Genomic DNA, 20,662 nt, shown 5'->3' on the forward strand with positions numbered 1-20,662 from the left:
GCGCGGAACGGTTCAGCGGGCCGTGCGGGTGTGGACGTACTCCACCAGCCGGGTCAGCGCGTCGGGGTCGGTGGTCGGCAGGACGCCGTGGCCGAGGTTGAAGACATGGCCTTCGAGCCCGGCAGCGGCGGCCAGCACCTCGTCCGCCTTGGCCTCGACCGCCCCAGGGGTGGAGAAGAGGACGGCCGGGTCGAGGTTCCCCTGGAGCGCCTTGCCGGGGCCGACCCGGCGGGCCGCCTCGTCCATCGGCACCCGCCAGTCGACGCCGACGACGTCCGCACCGGCCTCGCCCATCAGCCCGAGCAGCTCACCGGTGCCGACACCGAAGTGGATGCGCGGGACCCCGTACGAGGCCACCGCGTCGAAGACCTTCGCCGATGCGGGAAGCACCGAGCGCCGGTAGTCGGCCGGGGCGAGCGCGCCCACCCAGGAGTCGAAGAGCTGGACGGCGCTCGCGCCCGCCTCGATCTGGATCCGGAGGAAGGCGGAGGTGATCACGGCGAGCCGGTCGAGCAGCTCGGCCCAGAGCTCCGGGTCGCCGTACATCATCGCCTTGGTGTGCTCGTGGTTGCGGGACGGGCCGCCCTCCACGAGGTAGCTGGCGAGAGTGAAGGGCGCACCGGCGAAACCGATGAGCGGCGTCTGTCCCAGCTCAGCCGTGAGCATGCCCATCGCCTCGGTGACGTACCAGACGTCGGCGGGCTCCAGATCGCGCAGCTGCGCGAGGTCCGCGCGGGTGCGGATCGGCCGGGCGATCACCGGGCCGACGCCGGGCTTGATGTCGAGGTCGATCCCGATGGCCTTGAGCGGTACGACGATGTCGCTGAAGTAGACCGCGGCGTCCACCTTGTGGCGGCGGACCGGCTGCAGGGTGATCTCGGTGACCATGTCGGGCCGCATGCACGAGTCGAGCATGGCGGTCCCCTCCCGCACCTTCAGGTACTCGGGGAGTGAGCGGCCGGCCTGCCGCATGAACCAGACAGGCGTGTGGGGCGCCGGCTCCCGCCTGCACGCCTTGAGGAAGGCGGAGTCGGCTGTCGGGTTCTGGGCGCCCGTGGGGCGGTCGTTGACACTCACGCCGAGAAGTTTCGCATGTGCGGGGGAAGCGGTGAGCCCGGGCCGGGTGTCTCTCCCCCCGCAACTGCCTCGTTCCGCCTAGTCTTCCCGGCATGGCTGCGGCTCAGGGACGACTTTCAGATGGCGCTGACGGTATGAACAGCGCGGAGACGGACTCCGTCCCGCCCGCGTTCAGGCAGGCGGTCGAAGCCTTGCAGTCCGCCCGTCTGAGGCCGGAGATGGAGATCGACCCGACCAAGCCGCCCCGCAAGCTCGCGCCGTACGCCTACGCGCTGGAGGCCGCGGTCGTCGAGAACGACAACGACCTGGCGGACGGCAGGCTCGTCCTGCTCCACGACCCCGCTGGCCATGACGCCTGGCAGGGGTCCTTCCGCCTCGTGACACTCGTGCGCGCGGAGCTGGAGCCCGAGATGGCCGCCGACCCGCTGCTGCCCGAGGTCTGCTGGTCGTGGCTGACGGGCGCGCTGCAGGGGCGCGGACTGTCGTACGGGGAGGCCAGCGGCACGGTCACCCGCGCCGGGTCGCACTATTTCGGCGGGCTCTCGGAGCGCAAGCCGGCGACCCAGATCGAGATCCGGGCGTCCTGGACCCCCCGCGAGGATCTGAGCGGAGTGCCGGACACCGGGGCGCATCTGGCCGCCTGGTGCGATCTGCTCTGCCAGATCGCCGGGCTGCCGCCGGCCGGGCCGCCGGACGCCGGTGTGGTCTCGCTGCCGCAGCGGCGCGGGCCGCGCGCGCACTGACGCACTCGTACGCCGAGACAGCCGACGCAGCCGGCCCGCTACCCGGGCCCCGGGCAGCGCACTGTGTGACGCGCCGTCGACTCCACTGGACTCACACACAGGCGGCGCGAACAGCATCTTCGCAAACACGGGCATCTTTCGAACGATCGGTCAGGCGTCCGATTTGCCCGAATTGTTACTCACTAAATCGTGATCATTCTCTAAAGGCGGGCGGGTTTGCTGCCGAAGAAGTCTGTGACCCTTCAAGCACGGTTCGCCCCGGCTCTTCCCCCGGCCGGCGTTCGTTCCGCACCTTCCCAGGAGGCCTGGTGTCCGTTCTCCTTGAGCAGCCCGCAAGCCTGGTCGCCTACCGCCCGAACAAGCCGACGGCCATGGTCGTCGTGGCCGACCCACGCGTCCGCTCCACCGTCACCCGCCATCTGTGGGCCCTTGGAGTACGTGACGTCATCGAGGCGTCGTCCATCGCGGAGGCCCGTCCCCGCGTCGGCAAACCACGTGACATCTGCGTGGCCGACGTCCACCTGCCCGACGGTTCCGGGCTGACCCTGCTGTCCGAGACCCGGGCCGCAGGCTGGCCCAACGGTCTGGCCCTCTCAGCCGCCGACGACATCGGCGCCGTGCGCAACGCCCTCGCGGGCGGCGTCAAGGGCTATGTCGTCACCGGCACCCGCAACAACATCGGCCATCCGACCCGTCCCGGCGCCGCACCCATCGGCGCCGCCCGGATGCAGCGCCGCCCCCCGGGTTCCCCGAGCCACCCGGGCGGCTACCGCGAACTCTCCGGCCGTGAGGTCGAAGTGCTGCGGCTGGTCGCCGAAGGCCAGTCCAACAAGGCCATCGGCGTCTCCATGGGGCTCTCGGCCCTGACCGTCAAGAGCCACCTCGCCCGCATCGCGCGCAAGCTCGGCACGGGCGACCGGGCCGGGATGGTCGCGGTGGCACTCCGTACTGGAATCATCCACTGACGTGACCCAACCGACAGGTCCGGCCACGACACGGAACTGACTGGTTTCAGCCCCCTCAGCACCCGCCGACGCAGCGTTACGTCGGCGGGTGCTGTGCGTTCACCGATACCCTTGACGGGTGACCGACGCTCAAGAGACCGCAGCAGAGACAGCACTGCGAACCACTGGGGGCGCTCCCCCGGACGACGTCGAACAGGCGCCGATCCCCTTGCTGGAGCCCCGCGAGGGCATTCCGCCGGTGGTTGCCACCGATGAAGCACTGGCCGATGTCGTGGCCGCGTTCGCCGCGGGGACAGGGCCCGTCGCCGTCGACGCCGAGCGCGCGTCCGGCTACCGGTACGGACAGCGCGCGTATCTGGTGCAGCTGCGCCGCGAGGGCGCGGGCAGCGCCCTCGTCGATCCGGTCGGCTGCCCCGACCTCTCCTCCCTCGGCGCTGCCATCGCCGACGCCGAGTGGGTGCTGCACGCCGCGACACAGGACCTTCCGTGCCTGCGGGAAATAGGCATGATTCCCACCCGGATCTTCGACACCGAGCTGGCCGGGCGGCTGGCCGGTTTCCCGCGGGTCGGCCTCGGCGCGATGGTCGAGAGCGTGCTGGGGTTCACGCTGGAGAAGGGCCACTCGGCGGTCGACTGGTCGACCCGCCCGCTGCCCGAGCCGTGGCTGCGCTACGCCGCGCTCGACGTGGAACTGCTGGTCGACCTCCGGGACGCCCTGGAGGAGGAACTGGACCGGCAGGGGAAGCTGGGCTGGGCGATGGAGGAGTTCGACGCCATCGCGTCGGCGCCGCCCGCCCCGCCGCGCAAGGACCCCTGGCGCCGTACGTCCGGGATGCACAAGGTACGCAGGCGCCGTCAGATGGCGGTGGTACGGGAACTGTGGAACACCCGCGACGGGGTGGCTCAGCGGCGTGACGTCTCCCCCGGGAAGGTCCTCGGGGACGGTGCGATCGTCGAGGCCGCCCTGGGCCTCCCGGCGAATCTCCAGGAGCTCACCGCACTGCCCGGTTTCGGCCACCGCATGGGCAAGCGCCAGCTGGAGCAGTGGCAGGCGGCCGTGGACCGGGCCAAGGCGCTCCCCGACACCGCACTTCCGCAGCCCGGCCAGCAGGTGGCCGGTCCGCCGCCGCCCCGCGCCTGGGCGGACAAGGACCCGGCGGCCGCCGCCCGGCTCTCCGCGGCCCGCGCGGCCGTATCGGCTCTCGCCGATGAGCTGAACATGCCGCAGGAGAATCTGATGACCCCGGACACCGTGCGCCGGGTGTGCTGGGAGCCGCCGCGCGAGCGGACGGTGGAGACGGTCTCGGCCGTTCTCTCCGGGCTCGGCGCCCGGAGCTGGCAGATCGAGCAGGTCGCTCCGCTGCTGACGGCCGCCGTCCAGGACCGGCCGGGCCAGAGCTGACACCCCGGGTCTGCGGTGACCCCGCCGCGGACCCGGAAACCACCAGGACCGGACAGTCCGGACAAGTGGAGTGGGCTGCCCGATCTCTCCAGTTCGAAGAACGCAGGACAACCGCTATTTCTGGCCGAATTCAAGGGCGGTCCGTTCGACCCCTGCGGCGAATCCGGCTGCGCAAGTCCGGCACCCGTCCGGCGTGTGACCTTCGACGCTCCCGACCCAGGGACTGGGCAGCATGGTTACCCGTGGGTAGCATGGCCTGGTGCAGGTGCGCCCCGGCGTGCCCGCGCAGCAGCAGTGCCATCCCGCACCCTGGAGGAGAGCCATCGTGCCTCGTACCATCCGGGACGTCGTCTTCGTCGACGGCGTCCGCACCCCGTTCGGCAAGGCGGGCCCGAAGGGCATTTACCACGAGACCCGCGCCGACGATCTCGTCGTGAAGGCGATCCGGGAGCTGCTGCGCCGCAACCCGGATCTTGACCCCGCGAAGATCGACGAGGTGGCCATCGCGGCGACCACGCAGATCGGCGACCAGGGCCTGACCCTCGGGCGCACCGCGGGCATCCTGGCCGGCCTGCCGCAGTCAGTGCCCGGTTTCTCCGTCGACCGCATGTGCGCGGGCGCGATGACCGCCGTGACGGCGACCGCCGGCTCGATCGCCTTCGGCGCGTACGACATCGTCCTCGCGGGCGGCGTCGAGCACATGGGGCGCCACCCGATGGGTGAGGGCGTCGACCCGAACCCCCGGTTCGTCTCCGAGAAGCTGGTGGACGAGTCCGCTCTCTTCATGGGCATGACCGCGGAGAACCTGCACGACCGCTACCCCACGATCACCAAGCGGCGCGCCGACGAGTACGCCGTGCGCTCGCAGGAGAAGGCCGCCAAGGCGTACGCCGACGGCAAGATCCAGCAGGACCTGGTGCCGGTATCGGTGCGCCGTACCAACCCGGAGGCCGGGGAGACCGGCTGGGGTCTGGCGACCGCCGACGAGCCGATGCGTCCCGGCACCAGCATGGAGTCGCTCGCGGGCCTCAAGACGCCGTTCCGGGCGCACGGCCGGGTCACCGCCGGCAACGCCGCAGGGCTCAACGACGGAGCCACCGCCTCGCTGCTCGCGTCCGAGGAGACCGCGCGCGAGCTCGGGCTGCCGGTCAAGATGCGCCTGGTGTCGTACGCGTACGCGGGCGTCGAGCCGGAGGTCATGGGCTACGGCCCGATCCCGTCGACCGAGAAGGCCCTCGCCAAGGCGGGGCTCTCCATCGACGACATCGGTCTCTTCGAGATCAACGAGGCCTTCGCCGTCCAGGTGCTCGCGTTCCTGGAGCACTACGGCATCGCCGACGACGACGCGCGCGTCAACCAGTACGGCGGCGCCATCGCCTTCGGCCACCCCCTCGCCTCGTCGGGTGTGCGTCTGATGACGCAGCTGGCGCGGCAGTTCGAGGAGCAGCCGCAGGTCCGCTACGGCCTGACCACCATGTGTGTCGGCTTCGGCATGGGCGCCTCGGTCATCTGGGAGAACCCTCACTTCGACACGACTGCCGGAGGCACCAAGTGAGCACCACCACCTCCGATCTCCTGAAGGGCGCGGCCGAGCTGTTCCCCGGCGAGGTCGTCACCCAGGCGCACGTACGCCACCTCGAACTGCCGGGCGGCGCGGGCAGGTTCGCGCTGATCACGCTCGACAACGGCCTGGACCACACCAAGCCGACCACCTTCGGCCCGCAGTCGCTGGCCAACCTCGACGCCGCCATCGACCAGGTCGAGAAGGAGGCCGCCGAGGGCACGATCACCGGCGCCGGTATCACCGGCAAGCCCTTCATCTTCGCGGTCGGCGCCGACCTCAAGGGTGTCGAGCTGCTGAAGAACCACTCGGACGCGCTCGCCATCGGCAAGGGCGGCCATGACGTCTTCAAGCGGCTGTCCACACTGGCCGTCCCCACCTTCGCGTACTACAACGGCGCGGCGATGGGCGGTGGCGTGGAGGTCGGTCTGCACTGCGCGTACCGCACGGTGACCAAGTCGCTGCCGGCCTTCTCGCTCCCCGAGGTCTTCCTCGGCCTGGTACCGGGGTGGGGCGGCTGCGCGCTGCTCCCCAACCTGATCGGCGCGGACCGCGCGGTCTCGGTCATCATCGAGAACTCGCTGAACCAGAACCGGCAGTTGAAGGGCAAGCAGGTCTACGAGCTGGGGATCGCCGACGCGATCTTCGAGGCCGCGGACTTCCTCGAGCAGTCGCTGATCTGGACCTCCGCCGTCCTGCGCGGCGAGATCGAGGTCGTACGCCCGGAGATCGACCGCGGCGACGCCTGGGACCAGGCGGTGGCGCGCGGCAGGGCGATCGCGGACTCGAAGGTGCACGGCGCGGCCCCGGCCGCCTACCGCGCGCTGGACATCATCGCCGCGGCCAAGGACGGCGACCTGAACCAGGGCTTCGACTCGGAAGACCAGGCGCTCGCCGATCTGATCATGGGCGGCGAACTGCGCAGCGGCATCTACGCGTTCAACCTGGTCCAGAAGCGCGCCAAGCGCCCGGCCGGGGCCCCGGACAAGAACCTGGCGCGCCCGGTCACCAAGGTCGGCGTCGTCGGGGCCGGTCTGATGGCCTCGCAGCTGGCGCTGCTCTTCCTGCGCCGCCTCGAAGTGCCGGTGGTGCTCACCGACATCGACCAGGAGCGTGTCGACAAGGGTGTGGGCTATGTGCACGCCGAGATCGACAAGCTGCTGCTGAAGTCCCGTATCGACCAGGACAAGGCCAACCGGCTCAAGGCCCTGGTGAGCGGTGTGCTCGACAAGGCCGAGGGCTTCGCGGACGCCGACTTCATCATCGAGGCGGTCTTCGAGGAGATCGGCGTCAAGCAGCAGGTGTTCGCGGAGGTCGAGGCGGTCGCCCCGGCGCACGCGATCCTCGCCACCAACACCTCATCGCTCTCGGTCTCCGAGATGGCGTCGAAGCTGAAGCACCCCGAGCGGGTCGTCGGGTTCCACTTCTTCAACCCGGTCGCGATCCTGCCGCTGCTTGAGATCGTGCGCGGTGAGCAGACCGACGACGCCTCGCTGGCCACGGCGTTCGGTGTCGCGCGGAAGCTGAAGAAGACCGCGGTCCTGGTGAAGGACGCCCCGGCGTTCGTGGTCAACCGCATCCTCACCCGCTTCATGGGCGAGATCCAGAACGTCATCGACGAGGGCACGCCGGTCGAGGTCGCCGAGAGGGCCGTGGAGCCGCTCGGCCTGCCGATGTCCCCGCTGGTGCTGCTCGAACTGGTCGGCCCGGCCATCGGTCTGCACGTCTCGGAGACGCTGCACCGCGCCTTCCCCGAGCGTTTCACCGTCTCGGAGAACCTGGCCGCCGTCGTCAAGGCGGGCAAGCGCGGCTTCTACGTCTACGAGTCGGGCAGCCCCGAGCTGGACCCGGAGGTCGCCGCACTCCTCAAGCAGGGCACGTCGGTGCTCTCCGAGGAGCAGACCCGCGACCGGGTCCTGGACGCGGTGGCGCAGGAGATCGGGCTGATGCTGGACGAGGGTGTCGTGGCCGAGGCCCAGGACATCGACCTCTGCCTGATCACCGGCGCCGGCTGGCCCTTCCACCTGGGCGGCATCACGCCGTACCTGGACCGTGAGGGTGTGTCGCAGCGGGTGAACGGCAAGCCGTTCCTCGCGCAGGGTGTGGCGAGCGTCCCGGCCTGACCCCGGGTCTCCGCAGATCCGGAGCCCTTCGTGCGTGTGCCCGTCCCAGTGTTTCCGGGGCGGGCACTCGCCGTGAGGGCCGACCGCCGTGGTGTGACAAAATGACCTTTCCCCGGGTTCGTGGGGATTGGGAGCCGAGTACCTGCCGGACGGCGGACGCGGAGGCAGGACTGTTCGTGGAACGGCAGCGGAAGTACTCACGCAGGACCGCGTTGTGGGCGGGCGTCTCGGCGGCGGCCGCGGCCGGCGGTCTGGCCGGCGGCCGGTGGTACGGGGAACGACAGGCGTACGGGGACGGTACGTTCGAGGCGGCTGACCGCTCGCAGATCCTGGCCCCCACCGCGCTGCACCAGACCACGGTGCCCCAGTCGTTCGCCTTCGACGACAGCCAGGGCGACATCTACGCGGTCCAGTTGGTCCAGGGCGGTGTGCGGCTGCCCGGTGAGCCGTACCGGCTGTCGAGTGCGGAGAGGAACAGGCGCGGCGATCTCTGTGTGACGCGGCTGTCCGCGGGCGGGCGGACGCGCGGCCATATGTTCCTGCGCGGGTTCGGCCACGGTGTCTCCCTCGGCGTCGAGCCGTCGGTGTCCGGCGCGCTCCTCTGGACGGAGTCGCAGGCCGACCCGGCTACCGGGTACGGGCAGGCCGTCACCCGGTTCCCGTTCCGGGACGGCGCTGTGCTCGACAGCGACCACCCCGGCCTGCGCCACCACCGCCCGGTGCCCGGCTCACTGGCCAATCAGCCCAGTATCGACATGGCGGCGCGGCGGGTGATGGTGAGCTACTGGACGGTCCCCGCGTACGGGAGGCGGCAGCAGTGGTACGCGGTGTACGGCATGGCCGACTTCCTCGCGGGCCGCTACCACCCGCTGCGCACCGTGCTCCAGCGGGGACGCGGCGCGGCCGAGACGTTCCAGGGGTGCGTGCTGTACGGGGACCGGGTCTACCAGCTCGCGGGCAACGCGTACACGCCGGCGTCCGGCGCCAACCCGGCCGTATCCGGGGGCAATACCCGCGTCACCACGATCGGCCTGAGCGGCGGACCGGACCCCGCTCCGCGACGGATCACCGTGGCGGCGGACCTCGCCTACCGGGAGCCGGAAGGGCTCGCCGTCAGGCTGACGGGCGGCCCCCGGCTCTGTGTGGGCTTCGCGACCGGCAGTTCGCGGGCCAGGATGCTGGCGATCCACACGTGCGGCGGGGTGTGACAGACGCGGTGGAGAAACACGTGTGAGCGACCCGCCCCGCGCCGTCACTGCGGCAGCGGACGCCTCGCGGAGACCTCGGCGGTGAGGTTCCCGGCCTTCGTCGCGTAGAGGTGGCAGACCGTCTCCAGGCCGGACGCGTCGGCCCGGCCGACCACGACACCCTGGCGCGTCCGGTCGGTGACCGTGTCCGCGCGCGACCCGCCGAGCCGTACCTCCTTGGCCACCCCCTGGTAGGAGACGTGCAGGAACAGGTCCCAGAGACCGGGGGCGACGGGCTGGAAACCGTCGGCCGCCGACAGGTCGAGCCGCGCTTCGAACCCGGCCTGCGCACGGTCGGCGCGGGTGGCGGCGTCGAGCTTGGGTGTGGGCGTGGAGTGGACGCGGAAGCGGTACTCGGCGCCGCTCGCACGCTCGCGCAGCACCACGCGGACGGCCGGATCGCGGGTGGACAACTGCTCGATGTAGCAGTGGCCGTGCACCCTGAGCACGGCACCCGACCAGCTCAGCCCGGCCAGCCGGTGCTTGGCCCGCAGCGTGTGGGTGATCTCGAAGTACGCGTCGGGTAGCCCCACTTCGGGGTCCCGGAAGAAGGGGTACCGGCGGAAGGCGCGCCCCTCCTCCACCAGCAGCGCGGCCTTCTCCTTGCCCTGCTCGAACGCGATCATCCGCTCGGCCTCGGCGAACAGGCCCCGGCGGATCAGCTCCAGGCGTACCGAGAGCGGCCGGGGGAGCTTCTGGAACACCTCGTGGCCCGCGTGGAGTTCGAGCAGCCCTCGGCATTCGGTGAGCGCGGCCAGCCGCAGTTCGAAGTCCTCGCAGGCCAGATAGGCGGACCCGGTGGCCTTGCCGAGTTCCAGCTCGAAGTGGCGGGCGAGCAGCTGGTCCCGGAGGGGACCCGGCTGGACCCGTTCCGTGACGAGGGAGACCATCCGGCGGGTGAGCGCCATCCGGTCGGCGAGGGAACCGCTGAACCGGGACGTGTTCACCCCGGCGACCCGGCGGGCCTGCTCGACGCAGACCTGGCCGGCGACCACGGAGATCCGGTCCGCGTACAGATAGGCCAGCGCGGTGAACGCCTGGTCGTCGCCGAGGGTCCAGTCCTCGGGGAACCGCAGTGCGCAGCGGTCCACCAGCGAGCGCCGGAACAGCTTGTCGGCGCTCAGCGACCAGTACACGCGCGAGGTCGCGACATCGGCGTCGGCCGCGCTCCGGGTGAACATGGACGTGCCGACCTTCTGCCCGTCCAGGCCCGCGACCTTGCCGAGTACGACATCGGCTTCGTTCTCGTCGGCCGCCCGCACCATGGCCTTCAGCGCGCCGGGGGCGAGCCGGTCCGTACCGCTGAGGAACAGGAGATGACGGCCGGTGGACTGCTCGATACCCGTGTTGCGCGCCTGCGCCGGAGTGTCTGTCGCGGTGGGCGAGGACGAGCACTTCAGCGCCGGGTACCTGGCCGCCCACTGCTGGAGCGTCTCGCGGGTGCCGTCCCGGGATCCGCGGTCCAGGACCAGCACCTCCACCAGGAATCCGTCATCGCCCTGGGCCAGCACCGATTCCAGGCAGCCGCCGATCCGGCCGACGGCGTCGGCCACGTCGACGACGACGCTGACGTCGGGCTGTTCCTTGGGGTGGAGGGACACGGGGTTCACGACGCTGATCACCAGACTTCATTGCGTACGGGGGTGGTGCGAGCGGGGCGCGGGTCAGCCGGGGACCGCTGCGCCCTCGTGCGGCCAGGGCAGCGGACCGTGGATCTTCGGCTGGGTCCAGGACGCGTGCGCGGTGGTGCCGGCCCCGTTGAAGCCGGGCGGGGTCAGCAGCCCCGGGGTTTCGGAGAGATCACCGATGTGGATGACCACCCGCCCCTCGGCCCGCTCGCCCGACGGCGACTGCACGGCGTACTGGAAGTGGTCGTAGCCGACCGCGCCCGGCGCCGCCTGGAAAGCCAGGACGCCCTCATGGGTGACGCTCACCTGCCCGGAGCGCGGCTGGCTGTGTCCCACCACGACGGTGCCCTGCGGCAGGCCGTCCCGTACGTCGACGAGCGCCGGTGCGTACGCGCCGTGCTCAGGGACGTTCAGGGCGCGGCCGGGGGCGGAGAAACCCCGGATCCGCACCCCCTGGTCGGCCAGCGGTTCGGTGCGCAGCAGCCTGCGGGGGTCCCGGCCGGGGATGGCGGCGGCGACCGCCGGACGCAGCACGTGCTCCGTGCCGTCCTGGCGGATCTGCAGGGTCAGGACGGCGGTCCCCGAACCACCGCCGTCGGCGCGGGCCCGGTAGTGCCGCAGAAGGGAGGAGTACTCGGCGCCGTGGACCGACACCACGTCCGCGGCCCCGGCGAAGGAGTCCTCGGCGAGATAGCCGTAGGCGTGGCCGATGCCCGGGCCCGCCTGAACGGTGAGGGCGATCCGGACGGTCTGGCCCGGCGCTAGGGAGGTCAGGGGGTGCGCGTCGCAGTGCACGGCCGCCTGGGTCGCGCTGTCCGGGAAACCGGGTTCCTGGATGCGGACCACGCCCAGCAGGAAGGTCATCGCCCGGCTCCGATCCGTGCCTCGCCGGGCACCTGCGCCACTCGCTCCTTGGTCAGCCGGTCGAAGGTCGCGGTGTCCAGCCAGCCCATCTCGTCGGTGGTGAAGTCCGACCGGTCGAGGCTGTGCACCCAGGAAGCGGGGACGAGCCCCTGGTCCCGCAGGGCGCGGGCGATGAAGCGGGCGCACTCCACCGCCGCCTCGGCGCGCAGGTGGGTGTCGTCCGCGCCCTTGAGGTTGGCGACGGGGTTCTCGTACGGCCGCAGATGCGCGAAGAGTTCCTTGGCCGCGTCGCCGCCGAGCTCCTCCCACCAGGCCAGGCTCTGCGCGTAGAGATCGACGAGCGGTGCGGACAGCTTCTGGGCGACCTCCCGCATGGCCATCGGGTAGGTGCGCAGGAAGCGCCGCAGATTGCCGTAGGCGTCGAACTTGCGCCGCTCGTGGGTGAGTACGAGGACGGGGTGCGCCTGTGCCTCCCTGGTGAGGTGCACCATCTGCCGCAGGTACTGCTGGTACGCCTCGAAGGGCTCGGTGTGCAGGCCCTCCTCCGGCTCCCAGTCGACCTGGCCGAAGCTGATCAGCACGTAGTCGCCGGGGGCGGCCCGTTCGAGGATCCATTGGAAGCGGCCCCGGTCGTAGAAACTCCGGGAACTCGCCTTGGCCCGTGCGCAGTTGACGACCTCCACCGCCGGGCCGAGGAACAGCGGGAGCGTCTGTCCCCAGCCGGCCATCGGGAGGTAGTCGACGGATCGCGTCACCACCGTGGAATCGCCTGTGACGAACATCCGCCTGCGGGGCATCTCCTGCCCGTACATCGCCGTACCCTCCATCAGATCGTGTCACCGCGCACGGGTCAGAAGTACTGTTCCATCGATTCCTGCGGCCCGAGCTGCTGCCCGATCCACCCCAGCTGCGGCATGGGTGCGGTGGATTCCAGCGACTGTTCGGGTATCGCGGCGGTCCCCCGGGTGAACGGGTTGGCGAGGATCGGCTCCGCGGTGTCCCCGGCCGGGAATTCGGCGATGCCCCGCGCGAAGAGCCGGTTCACCGCGTCGTTGAACCGGACCATGGAGTCCCCGTCGCCGAGCAGATAGCGCTTGAGGTGCTCCCGGTGCCCGGCCAGCCGGTCCCGGCCGCCGGAGCGTGCGGCCTCGACGCAGACGGAGAGCTCCTCGCAGGACGGGCCGAGGATGTACGCGGCGGACGCCGCGGGGTTCAGCTGCTTGAAGAGTGCGGGGTCCGAGTCGGACGGGTTCGAGACCGCGTACGGCTTCTCGCTCGCCACGAAGTCGGACACGACGCTGGAGATGTCGCTGATCAGCATGTCGGCTTCGTTGAAACAGCTGTACAGGGACGGGAGTTGACCGGTGACCACCTGGTGGCGATCACCGCCGCCCCCAGCCCAGAAGGTCTCGTGCCACTGGGCCTGCAGCTCCTCCCAGGTCTCCTTCGGCGGCCGGGCGAGCATGGCCCTGTCCTTGTGCCAGAGGCCGTAGACCCCGACCACGGTCCATGCCTTCAGCCGGGCCATCCGGCTCTCAAGACCGGCCAGCTTCTTGTCGCCGTCCGCCTGCGAGGCGCGGGAGCTCCGGTTCTCCCTGGTGCGGTCGCGTTTGGCGTTGTCGGCTTCGAGAAGCGCCATGATGCGCCGGTGCACCCGGGTCGCGTCGGCCGACCGCTTGCCCGTCAACGGGTGCGGCTTGTAGAGGATGCGGACCGGTTCCTGCTGGTTCAGCAGCATCCGGATGAGCTTCTCGCCCATCAGGATGAGAGAGGTGTGGAACGGGTCGGCGGTCCACCCCTCCCAGGTGGGCGCGTACAGCACGGTGGTCATCCGGCCGTGCGGCCGGGCCGAGACCGACTCGACCGCGCTGAGCTGCGGCCGGCCGACCGGCACGAGGGCGGAGCCGGGGATGGTGCCGCGCAGCCGCTGGTAGCGCTCCTCGCCGCCCTGGCCCGCCGTCCATATCTCGTCGTAGACCTTGCTCACCCGGTTGCTGCTGGCCAGCTTGTCGCTGTCGCCGTGTCCGATGAAGACGTGTTTGGCCTCGGCCACCCGCAGCATGTGGACGTTCTTGCCCGCGTTCGCCGGATAGAGGATCACCCGGACCTCGGGCAGCTCAAGCAGGCTGAGGTCATCGGCCTTCGGGAGGCAGACGACCGGCAGCGAGGTGTACGCGAGGAAGCGCAGTGTGGTGACCTCGCGGAGCACGATCAACGGCCGTCTGCCGAGCCGGGCGAGGGTCTCCAGCCACATGTTGACCTGGTAGGCGGAGTCACGCGCGCCGGCCGCGTAGGTGAAGTAGAGGACGACCTCGGGGCGGTACTTGGCCACCTGCTTGTTCAGGATGCGGAAGGTGCGCTCATGACTGGGCACCCGGCGGCACTGTCTGATGGTCGGCAGCAGGATCACCATGCCGAGGACGGCGACGGTCACCGCCAGCGCGCAGCCGAGGACACTGAAGCCGATGACATGCGTGGCGCGGGAGGCGATGGCCCCGGCGATGACCGCGCTGTCCAGGTGGAGCAGCTTCCGCTCGTAGGACCGGAAGGCGATCGGGGGCGGCGGCTCCGGCATGTTCAGGGCGCTGAGATCGAGGTTGCGCACGCGCACCGGGAGCGCACGGCGGCGCTTGATGAACATGCAGAGGAACGTGTACAGCAGGCGCAGCGAGTGCACGGCGGCGAAGCCGAGGAAGATCACCGTGAAGATGTCGCGGTCGTCACCGACGGTGTACCGCAGCAGCACCAGCACGCCGAGTTCCCGTGTCAGTACACGGATGCTGAGGCCCCACTTGAGCTTGCCGAGGAAGCGGATCAGGTCGGGTTCGGCGCGGTGCAGGTAGAAGTCGGAGGCGTAGCTGAGCACCAGGGCCGCGGCGAAGACCCAGAGCAGTCCGAGGGCTCCCGAGACCAGCATGCCGAAGTAACTCGCCAGCAGCATGAACAGCACAAGGACGTTCTTGCCCTTGGCTATTTCGGCATGGCGGATCAGTGCGGCTATCAATCTCGTCCTCTTCTCATCGTCAAACGCACACCCGGACCCGCGTTCCCCCCCAGGGCATGCGTGCGCGACGGAGCGCGGACGCAAAAGCGGCACCACAGTGACGGCAAAGCTGCAGGGGACCCACCCAAAACGTTAACCTGAGCTTTACCTGGGGTCAGAATAGTACCCGGAACACGGTTACGGACAAGACACCAGTACGTTACGTACCAGCAGGTTCCGACCATGCCCGCGAGCTGCCCGGACGCCCTCGCAGGGCCCAACTATCCCCAGGGCCCGAGGTCCAGGCCCTGTCCGCCGGGCATCCTGCGCGTGACGGCGAGCCGGGCGTCGGGCCCCAGCACCGCGATCGTGAGACGGCCGAGCCGGTCCCGGGCGAGGGCGGGCGGGACCAGACACCACTGCCCGGTACCCGACCACCACACGCCGGAATCGGGCCGCCCGTCCACATGGAATCCGGCCAGGCAGTATCCGTACGGGTCGGTGGAGACCAGCACCGTACAGGCCCAGCCGCCGATGTCGACACCGGTCGCACCGGCGACCCTGCCCAGCACGTCGGAGCTCCGCAGCGACACGGGGCCCGGGGCGTTCCACTGCCACTGACAGAGCTCGCCGGTCCCCGCGTACCGGTAGCGCAGTGCGCCGCTTTCCGGCGCGGGCGCCAGACTGTCCGCGGCGGCATGGACGTTGACCCCGGTGTCCTCGGCCCAGGCGCCGTCGCGCCCCGTCCGGCTCCACCGCGCCGTCCCGGGGGCGTCCCGCAGCCGGGCGAAGAGCTCCACCCTGCCGTCCGGCACCCGGAAGGCCACCAGTTCGTCGGCGGTCTTCGAGCCCCGCAGATGCTGCCAGGACGACCACGACCCATTGGGCTTCTCGTGGCGGGTGTTCACGGTGTGCTCGTCGTTGCGGACGAAGACGTGGAGCGTCCCGTCGTCGTCGAACGCGGCCACGGGGAAGCCGACATGGCGGCCCCGCTCCGGTTCCGCGCGGTGCGGGTTGCCCAGCGAGTGCCACGGCCCGGCCGGGCGCCCCGTCTGGTACTGGGTCGCGCACACGACCTCGACGGTGACCGCGCCGCCGCGGCCTTCGGTGCGCCTGAGGCCGACCAGGCGTACATAGCCGTCCGGCCCCTGGACCACGGTCAGGCCCGGCAACAGGCCGGGTGCTTCCAGACGTTCGGGGCCCGACCAGCCGCCGGCCGCCCCCTCGGTCCAGCGCAGCACCGCCCCGGCCGTGGGCAGATAGCCGGAGAGACGACCGTCAGTGCCCCTGATCAGCCAGGTGCCCGGCTGCGCGTACCGGGGGCGGAGCGCCGTGCCGGAGGCGCCGGGCAGCGCCGGGGCCCGGCAGTCGACGAGGAGCGGCTGCCCGCTCTCGCGCTGGTAGGCATCGGCCGCCCGGAGAGCGGCGCACGCGGCGGCAGTGCGGCGCTGCTCCGTACCGGGGTCCACGGCGGGAGCTCCGGAGGGTGCGTCGGGCCCCGTGGTGATGACCACCGCCGGTCGTACGGTGCGGAGTTCGGCCAGGACCGCCTGGGTAGCGTCTTCGCGCGACGTGAGGACGCGCGGCTCGCCCTGGACCCGCCGGCCCTGCCGTACGGCGTCGGACACGGCCCGCTCGAACAGCTGCCGCTCCTGCGGTCCCCCGCTCTCCAGGCAGACCACGCTGACCTCGCCGGGACCGCCGGTACCGGCGAGCAGGACGGCCGCGTCGGCGGGTGTGGCCGCGACGAGCAGGATGGCGCCCGCCTGCCGGGCCCCGGCCGGCCCTACGGCCCGCGGGTCCCGCTGCCCGTGCTCATCGGCACGGGGTCCGGTTGATGCCACCATCGCGCTGTCGCTCCCTTCCGCCGCGGAGTCCGCGGTTCCCGTCCCGTGGAGCCTGCCGGACGATCTCCGGCCGGGCGGCCGCCCGCCAGGCTCTCACGCACACCAGAACGATAGACGCACACAAGAAGCACACAATTGCCTATATGCTCTGGTGCCGATCGAAACCGGCGGCAACGACGCCCCCCTTGTTTTTTTCGCGCTGTCGCACTCGACCGACCGCCAGTCCCCCCATGCCAGACGCGGTCGTCACTCCGCCACAAGCCGATTACCGGGATCAGAGGACAACTACGGCATGACTCAGGCCACCGCCACCCCGCCCCGCTCGCGCAAAGCCCCCCGGCAGCGCCGTCGTGGGCTCCGCATCGTTCTGCTCGTACTCCTGGTGCTGCTGCTCGCCGCGGGCGGGACCGCATGGTGGCTGTACAGCAACCTGAACGGCAATATCAAGGGCGTCGACATCAACAAGTCGCTCGGCAAGGACCGTCCGGAGAAACTGCCCACAACCGGGCAGAACCTGCTGGTCCTTGGATCCGATTCACGCGCCGGGGAGAACGGGAAGATAGCCGGCGGCAACGTCAGCGGCGCCCGCTCCGACACCGCGCTGGTGATCCACGTGCCCGAGGGGCGCAGCAGGGCGACCGCGGTCAGCATCCCGCGCGACACCCTGGTGACCCGTCCCGAGTGCGCCAAGTCGGACGGCTCGTCGGTGCCTTCCGCGAACCGTGTCATGTTCAACTCGGTCTACTCGCAGGTCGGCCCGGCCTGTGTGGTGAAGACCGTGGAGCAGATGTCCCACGTCCGGATCGATCACTACATGGAGGTCGATTTCGCCGGGTTCAAGGGCCTCGTGGACGCGCTCGGCGGGGTGACCGTCAATGTCCCCCAGGACATCCACGACGGCGCCAGCGGCCTCGACCTCAAGGCGGGTCCGCAGAAGCTGAACGGCACCCAGTCGCTGGAGTTCGTACGGACCAGGCACGGCATAGGTGACGGCAGCGACCTGGGCCGGATCGGGCTCCAGCAGCAGTTCCTGCTCGACCTGCTGAGCGAGGTGCAGAAGCAGGACGTGCTGAGCAGCCCCACCAAGACGTACAAGATCGCGAACTCCGCGACCAAGTCGCTGACCACCGACTCGGATCTGGCGTCGCTCACCAAGCTGGCCGAGTTCGCCCGCAGCATGAAGGGCGTCAACCCGGACACCATGGAGACGATCATGCTCCCGGTGCAGTACGACAAGGCCGACCCCAACCGGGTGGTGGCGGCCGAGCCGCAGGCCACGCAGTTGTGGAAGGCCATCCACACGGACACGGAGATCCCGGCGTCGGCGAAGAAGTCCCCGGCGCACGGCGGTTGATGACTGGCGCGGCCCGGCTCCGTACGGACCGGTTCTGGTCCCACTTCTGATTCCGGTGCGGCCCCGTCTCCCGGGGCCCGTGCCGGAACCAGGCCGGGTCCGGGAGCCGACCGCGGGAACCACCTGACCGGATTCCACCTGCCTCGGGTACCGCCCGCCGGCGGGCCGGAAGTTCAGGCCCTGGTCCACGCCGCCAGTGCGAGGCCCGGTTCCGCTTTCTGCCGGGCCACCCGGAGCGTGCCGTCCCCGGCGATGGCGGCGAGCACCACCCGCCCCTCCCCGTCCACCGCCAGCGCGGGCGCGCCGGTCGAAGGCTCGCCGGTCTCCGTCCACCACAGGCCGTCCGCCTCGCCCTCGGTCGGGCAGGCCGCGATGGCCGGCCGGCCGTTACTGCCGCGGTAGGCGAGGACCGTGCAGTCGTAGCCCTCTATGGGGGTGCGCAGTACCGCCACCGGGCCGCCGTCCGGCGCGCCGCCCAGCGCCAGGGCGCCGGCACCCGTGCGGTACGCGGCCACCCCGGCGCCGCCTGAGGCGCAGCCGTAGTACGTGACGCGGTCGTCCGCGGTGCACAGGCCGGTGACGGATCCGGCGGCGGCCGTGGCCGCGAACGGTTCCGCTTCGGTGAAGTCGCGGCCGGGCTCCTCCTGGCACCAGCGCGACAACTGCTCATCGGCGGGGACCAGCAGCTCGACCCGGCCGCCGACGGCGACCGCCGCGGGCATCGCGTCCAGGAGGTGACTGCCCTTCAGGTCCTTCCACCCCTCCCACTTGCCGGACTTGCCCTGACTGCGCAGGCTGAGGCCGCCGGCCGCGTTGCGTACGAAGACATGGACCCGGCCGTCGGCGCCGACCGCCGCCGCCGGGGCCCCGACCGCGCGTGCGCGGTCCTCCTCCTTGTGCGGGTTGCCGAGGGAGTGCCAGGGGCCGAACGGCCGGCCCGTCTGGTACTGCGTCGTGTGCATCAGCTCGACACCCTTGGCGGTGGTGCGCCGGGTGATCAGATGGACATAGGTGTCCGGGCCCTGGGCCAGCGTGGCGTGGGTGAGACCGGGGGCCTCGATGAACCGCGGCCCCGTCCAGTCGGGCCCGCCGGGCCGCTGTTCGGTCCAGCGGAGCAGGCCGCCGTCCGCCGGGGCGTACGCGCTGAGGCTGCCGTCCTTGCCCCGCAGCAGCCAGCAGCTCGTGGCGGGGCCTGCGGCCTGGACGGAACGCGACGACATGGCTGGCTGCCAGCCTTCCCTCAACCGGTCGAACGGTACCGCTGAGAATAACATTCCGCCTGGTGAGAGCGGTGAGAGCGGCGGTTGCCCGAGCCTGGCGAGGCCCGGGCACCGGTTCGGCTACTTCCGCGCCCGCTGGGACATCCGGCTGTGCCCGCGCCCGTACCAGACATACACGACGCCGCCGACGACCATCCAGATGCCGAACCTGATCCAGGTCTCGGCCGGCAGGTTCAGCATCAGCCAGAACGAGGCCAGCGCCGAGAGGACGGGTACCAGCGGTACGAGCGGAGTACGGAAGGCACGCGGCAGATCCGGGCGCTGCCGGCGCAGGATGATCACTCCGACGGCCACCAGGATGAACGCGAACAGCGTCCCGATGTTGACCAGGTCGGCGAGCACGCTGATCGAGGTGAAGCCCGCCACCAGGGCCACGATGAGACCGAGCAGGATCGTGGAGCGGTAGGGCGTACCGAACTTGGGGTGCACCCGCGAGAAGACCTTGGGCAGCAGTCCGTCACGGCTCATCGCGAAGAAGACCCGGCTCTGGCCGAGCAGCAGGATCATACAGACGGAGGTGAGGCCCACGGCCGCGCCGAAACTGATCACGCCCGCCCAGAAGGGGTGTCCGACCGACTTGAACGCGTCGGCGAGCGGGGCGTCCGTGGACAGCTGGGTGTACTTCTGCATCCCGGTGACGACGATCGAGACCGCCACGTACAGCACGGTGCAGACCGCCAGCGAGCCGAGGATGCCGCGCGGCACGTCACGTTGCGGGTTGCGGGTCTCCTCGGCCGCCGTGGCGACGATGTCGAAGCCGATGAAGGCGAAGAACACGACGGCGGCCGCGGTGAAGATACCCATCACGCCGAACGAGCCGGGGTTGAACCCGAAGAGCTGTACGAGCGGGGCGCTGAGACTGCTGCTGCCCGAGCCGTGCACCGAGGGCGGGATGAAGGGGTGGTAGTTCGACCCGGTGATGTAGAACGCGCCCACAATGATGACCAGCAGGACGACGGTGACCTTCACGGCCACGATGACCGTCGTCACGCGCGAGGAGAGCTTCATGCCCAGGACCAGGATCCCGGTCAGCACCAGGACCAGGATGGCCGCCAGCAGATCGAAGCCGAACTTGCCGCCATGCGTCCCGGAGAGGACCGGCGGCATACCGATTCCGGCCGTGTCCATCAGCGAGCGCACATATCCGGACCAGCCGACCGCCACCACCGCGCAGCCCAGGGCGAGTTCGAGGATGAGGTCCCAGCCGATGATCCAGGCCGGCAGTTCGCCGAGCGACGCGTACGAGAAGGTGTAGGCGGAGCCCGCGACCGGCACCGTGGACGCGAACTCGGCGTAGCAGAGCGCCGCGAGGGCGCAGACAACACCGGCCACCACGAAGGCGAGGGCCACCGAAGGACCAGCGGTCTCCTTGGCGATCAGCCCGGTCAGGACGAAGATCCCGGTACCGATGACGACTCCGATACCGAAGACCGTCAGATCCAGTGCGGACAGGGATTTCTTGAGTGCGTGCTCCGGCTCCTCCGTGTCCCGGATCGACTGCTCCACGGATTTCGTCCGGAAGAGACTGCTGCTCACGGGTGTACCTCCACGCTTGTAGTCCTCGCCATGATCGGAGCGCGTGAGTGCG

15 protein-coding genes are annotated in these 20,662 nt (G+C 70.6%); 7 read left to right on the forward strand and 8 right to left on the reverse strand.

Annotation, left to right across the window (positions count from 1 at the left end; translation table 11 throughout):
* Window positions 1–12 precede the first annotated feature (12 nt).
* On the reverse strand, window positions 13–1,077 hold the full coding sequence (gene hemE / locus OG452_RS06325; protein ID WP_327294632.1) for a uroporphyrinogen decarboxylase: 1,065 nt from the start codon (window positions 1,075–1,077) through the stop codon (window positions 13–15).
* A 92-nt stretch (window positions 1,078–1,169) separates the two neighbouring features.
* On the opposite strand from hemE, the gene OG452_RS06330 reads away from it, so the two are divergent.
* From OG452_RS06330 to OG452_RS06355, 6 genes are all read left to right on the forward strand, one after another.
* Complete coding sequence (locus OG452_RS06330) at window positions 1,170–1,820, forward strand: DUF3000 domain-containing protein (RefSeq protein ID WP_327294633.1); 651 nt, start codon at window positions 1,170–1,172, stop codon at window positions 1,818–1,820.
* 308 nt (window positions 1,821–2,128) lie between these two features.
* The gene (locus OG452_RS06335) at window positions 2,129–2,785 is read left to right on the forward strand and encodes a response regulator transcription factor (RefSeq protein WP_327294634.1); all 657 of its coding nucleotides are present in this window, start codon (window positions 2,129–2,131) and stop codon (window positions 2,783–2,785) included.
* Between the two features lie 118 nt (window positions 2,786–2,903).
* Window positions 2,904–4,187, forward strand: a complete 1,284-nt coding sequence (locus OG452_RS06340; RefSeq protein ID WP_327294635.1) for a ribonuclease D — start codon at window positions 2,904–2,906, stop codon at window positions 4,185–4,187.
* 325 nt (window positions 4,188–4,512) lie between these two features.
* The gene (locus OG452_RS06345) at window positions 4,513–5,742 is read left to right on the forward strand and encodes a thiolase family protein (protein WP_327294636.1); all 1,230 of its coding nucleotides are present in this window, start codon (window positions 4,513–4,515) and stop codon (window positions 5,740–5,742) included.
* Window positions 5,739–7,871, forward strand: coding sequence for a 3-hydroxyacyl-CoA dehydrogenase NAD-binding domain-containing protein (locus tag OG452_RS06350; protein ID WP_327294637.1), 2,133 nt, complete (start codon window positions 5,739–5,741; stop codon window positions 7,869–7,871). Before OG452_RS06345 ends, OG452_RS06350 begins: the two co-directional genes overlap by 4 nt.
* Before the next feature lie 176 nt (window positions 7,872–8,047).
* A complete protein-coding gene (locus OG452_RS06355) occupies window positions 8,048–9,079 on the forward strand; it encodes a phage baseplate protein (protein WP_327294638.1) in 1,032 nt (343 codons plus the stop codon).
* Between the two features lie 44 nt (window positions 9,080–9,123).
* Here OG452_RS06355 and OG452_RS06360 read toward each other — a convergent pair whose 3' ends face one another.
* From OG452_RS06360 to OG452_RS06380, 5 genes are all read right to left on the reverse strand, one after another.
* On the reverse strand, window positions 9,124–10,740 hold the full coding sequence (locus tag OG452_RS06360; RefSeq protein ID WP_327294639.1) for a glycosyltransferase family 2 protein: 1,617 nt from the start codon (window positions 10,738–10,740) through the stop codon (window positions 9,124–9,126).
* Between the two features lie 42 nt (window positions 10,741–10,782).
* The gene (locus OG452_RS06365) at window positions 10,783–11,610 is read right to left on the reverse strand and encodes an Ig-like domain-containing protein (RefSeq protein ID WP_327294640.1); all 828 of its coding nucleotides are present in this window, start codon (window positions 11,608–11,610) and stop codon (window positions 10,783–10,785) included.
* Window positions 11,607–12,422: a rhamnogalacturonan acetylesterase gene (locus tag OG452_RS06370; protein ID WP_327294641.1), complete on the reverse strand. Its 816-nt coding sequence runs from the start codon at window positions 12,420–12,422 to the stop codon at window positions 11,607–11,609. The genes OG452_RS06365 and OG452_RS06370 overlap by 4 nt, the downstream gene beginning before the upstream one ends.
* 38 nt (window positions 12,423–12,460) lie before the next feature.
* Window positions 12,461–14,614, reverse strand: a complete 2,154-nt coding sequence (locus OG452_RS06375) for a hypothetical protein (protein WP_327294642.1) — start codon at window positions 14,612–14,614, stop codon at window positions 12,461–12,463.
* A gap of 260 nt (window positions 14,615–14,874) precedes the next feature.
* On the reverse strand, window positions 14,875–16,440 hold the full coding sequence (locus OG452_RS06380; protein ID WP_327294643.1) for a hypothetical protein: 1,566 nt from the start codon (window positions 16,438–16,440) through the stop codon (window positions 14,875–14,877).
* 292 nt (window positions 16,441–16,732) lie between these two features.
* Between OG452_RS06380 and OG452_RS06385 the strand changes: the two genes are divergently transcribed.
* Window positions 16,733–17,794: an LCP family protein gene (locus tag OG452_RS06385; RefSeq protein ID WP_327294644.1), complete on the forward strand. Its 1,062-nt coding sequence runs from the start codon at window positions 16,733–16,735 to the stop codon at window positions 17,792–17,794.
* Between the two features lie 173 nt (window positions 17,795–17,967).
* On the opposite strand, the gene OG452_RS06390 is transcribed toward OG452_RS06385, so the two are convergent.
* Together OG452_RS06390 and OG452_RS06395 are read right to left on the reverse strand one after the other, a co-directional pair.
* On the reverse strand, window positions 17,968–19,014 hold the full coding sequence (locus OG452_RS06390; protein WP_327294645.1) for a hypothetical protein: 1,047 nt from the start codon (window positions 19,012–19,014) through the stop codon (window positions 17,968–17,970).
* Between the two features lie 120 nt (window positions 19,015–19,134).
* Window positions 19,135–20,610 (reverse strand): amino acid permease, encoded by a 1,476-nt coding sequence (locus tag OG452_RS06395; RefSeq protein ID WP_327294646.1) that lies wholly within the window; start codon window positions 20,608–20,610, stop codon window positions 19,135–19,137.
* Between the last annotated feature and the right edge of the window lie 52 nt (window positions 20,611–20,662).

The sequence above is a fragment of the Streptomyces sp. NBC_01197 genome (assembly GCF_036010505.1).
In the GTDB taxonomy this organism is placed as follows: Bacteria; Actinomycetota; Actinomycetes; order Streptomycetales; family Streptomycetaceae; genus Streptomyces.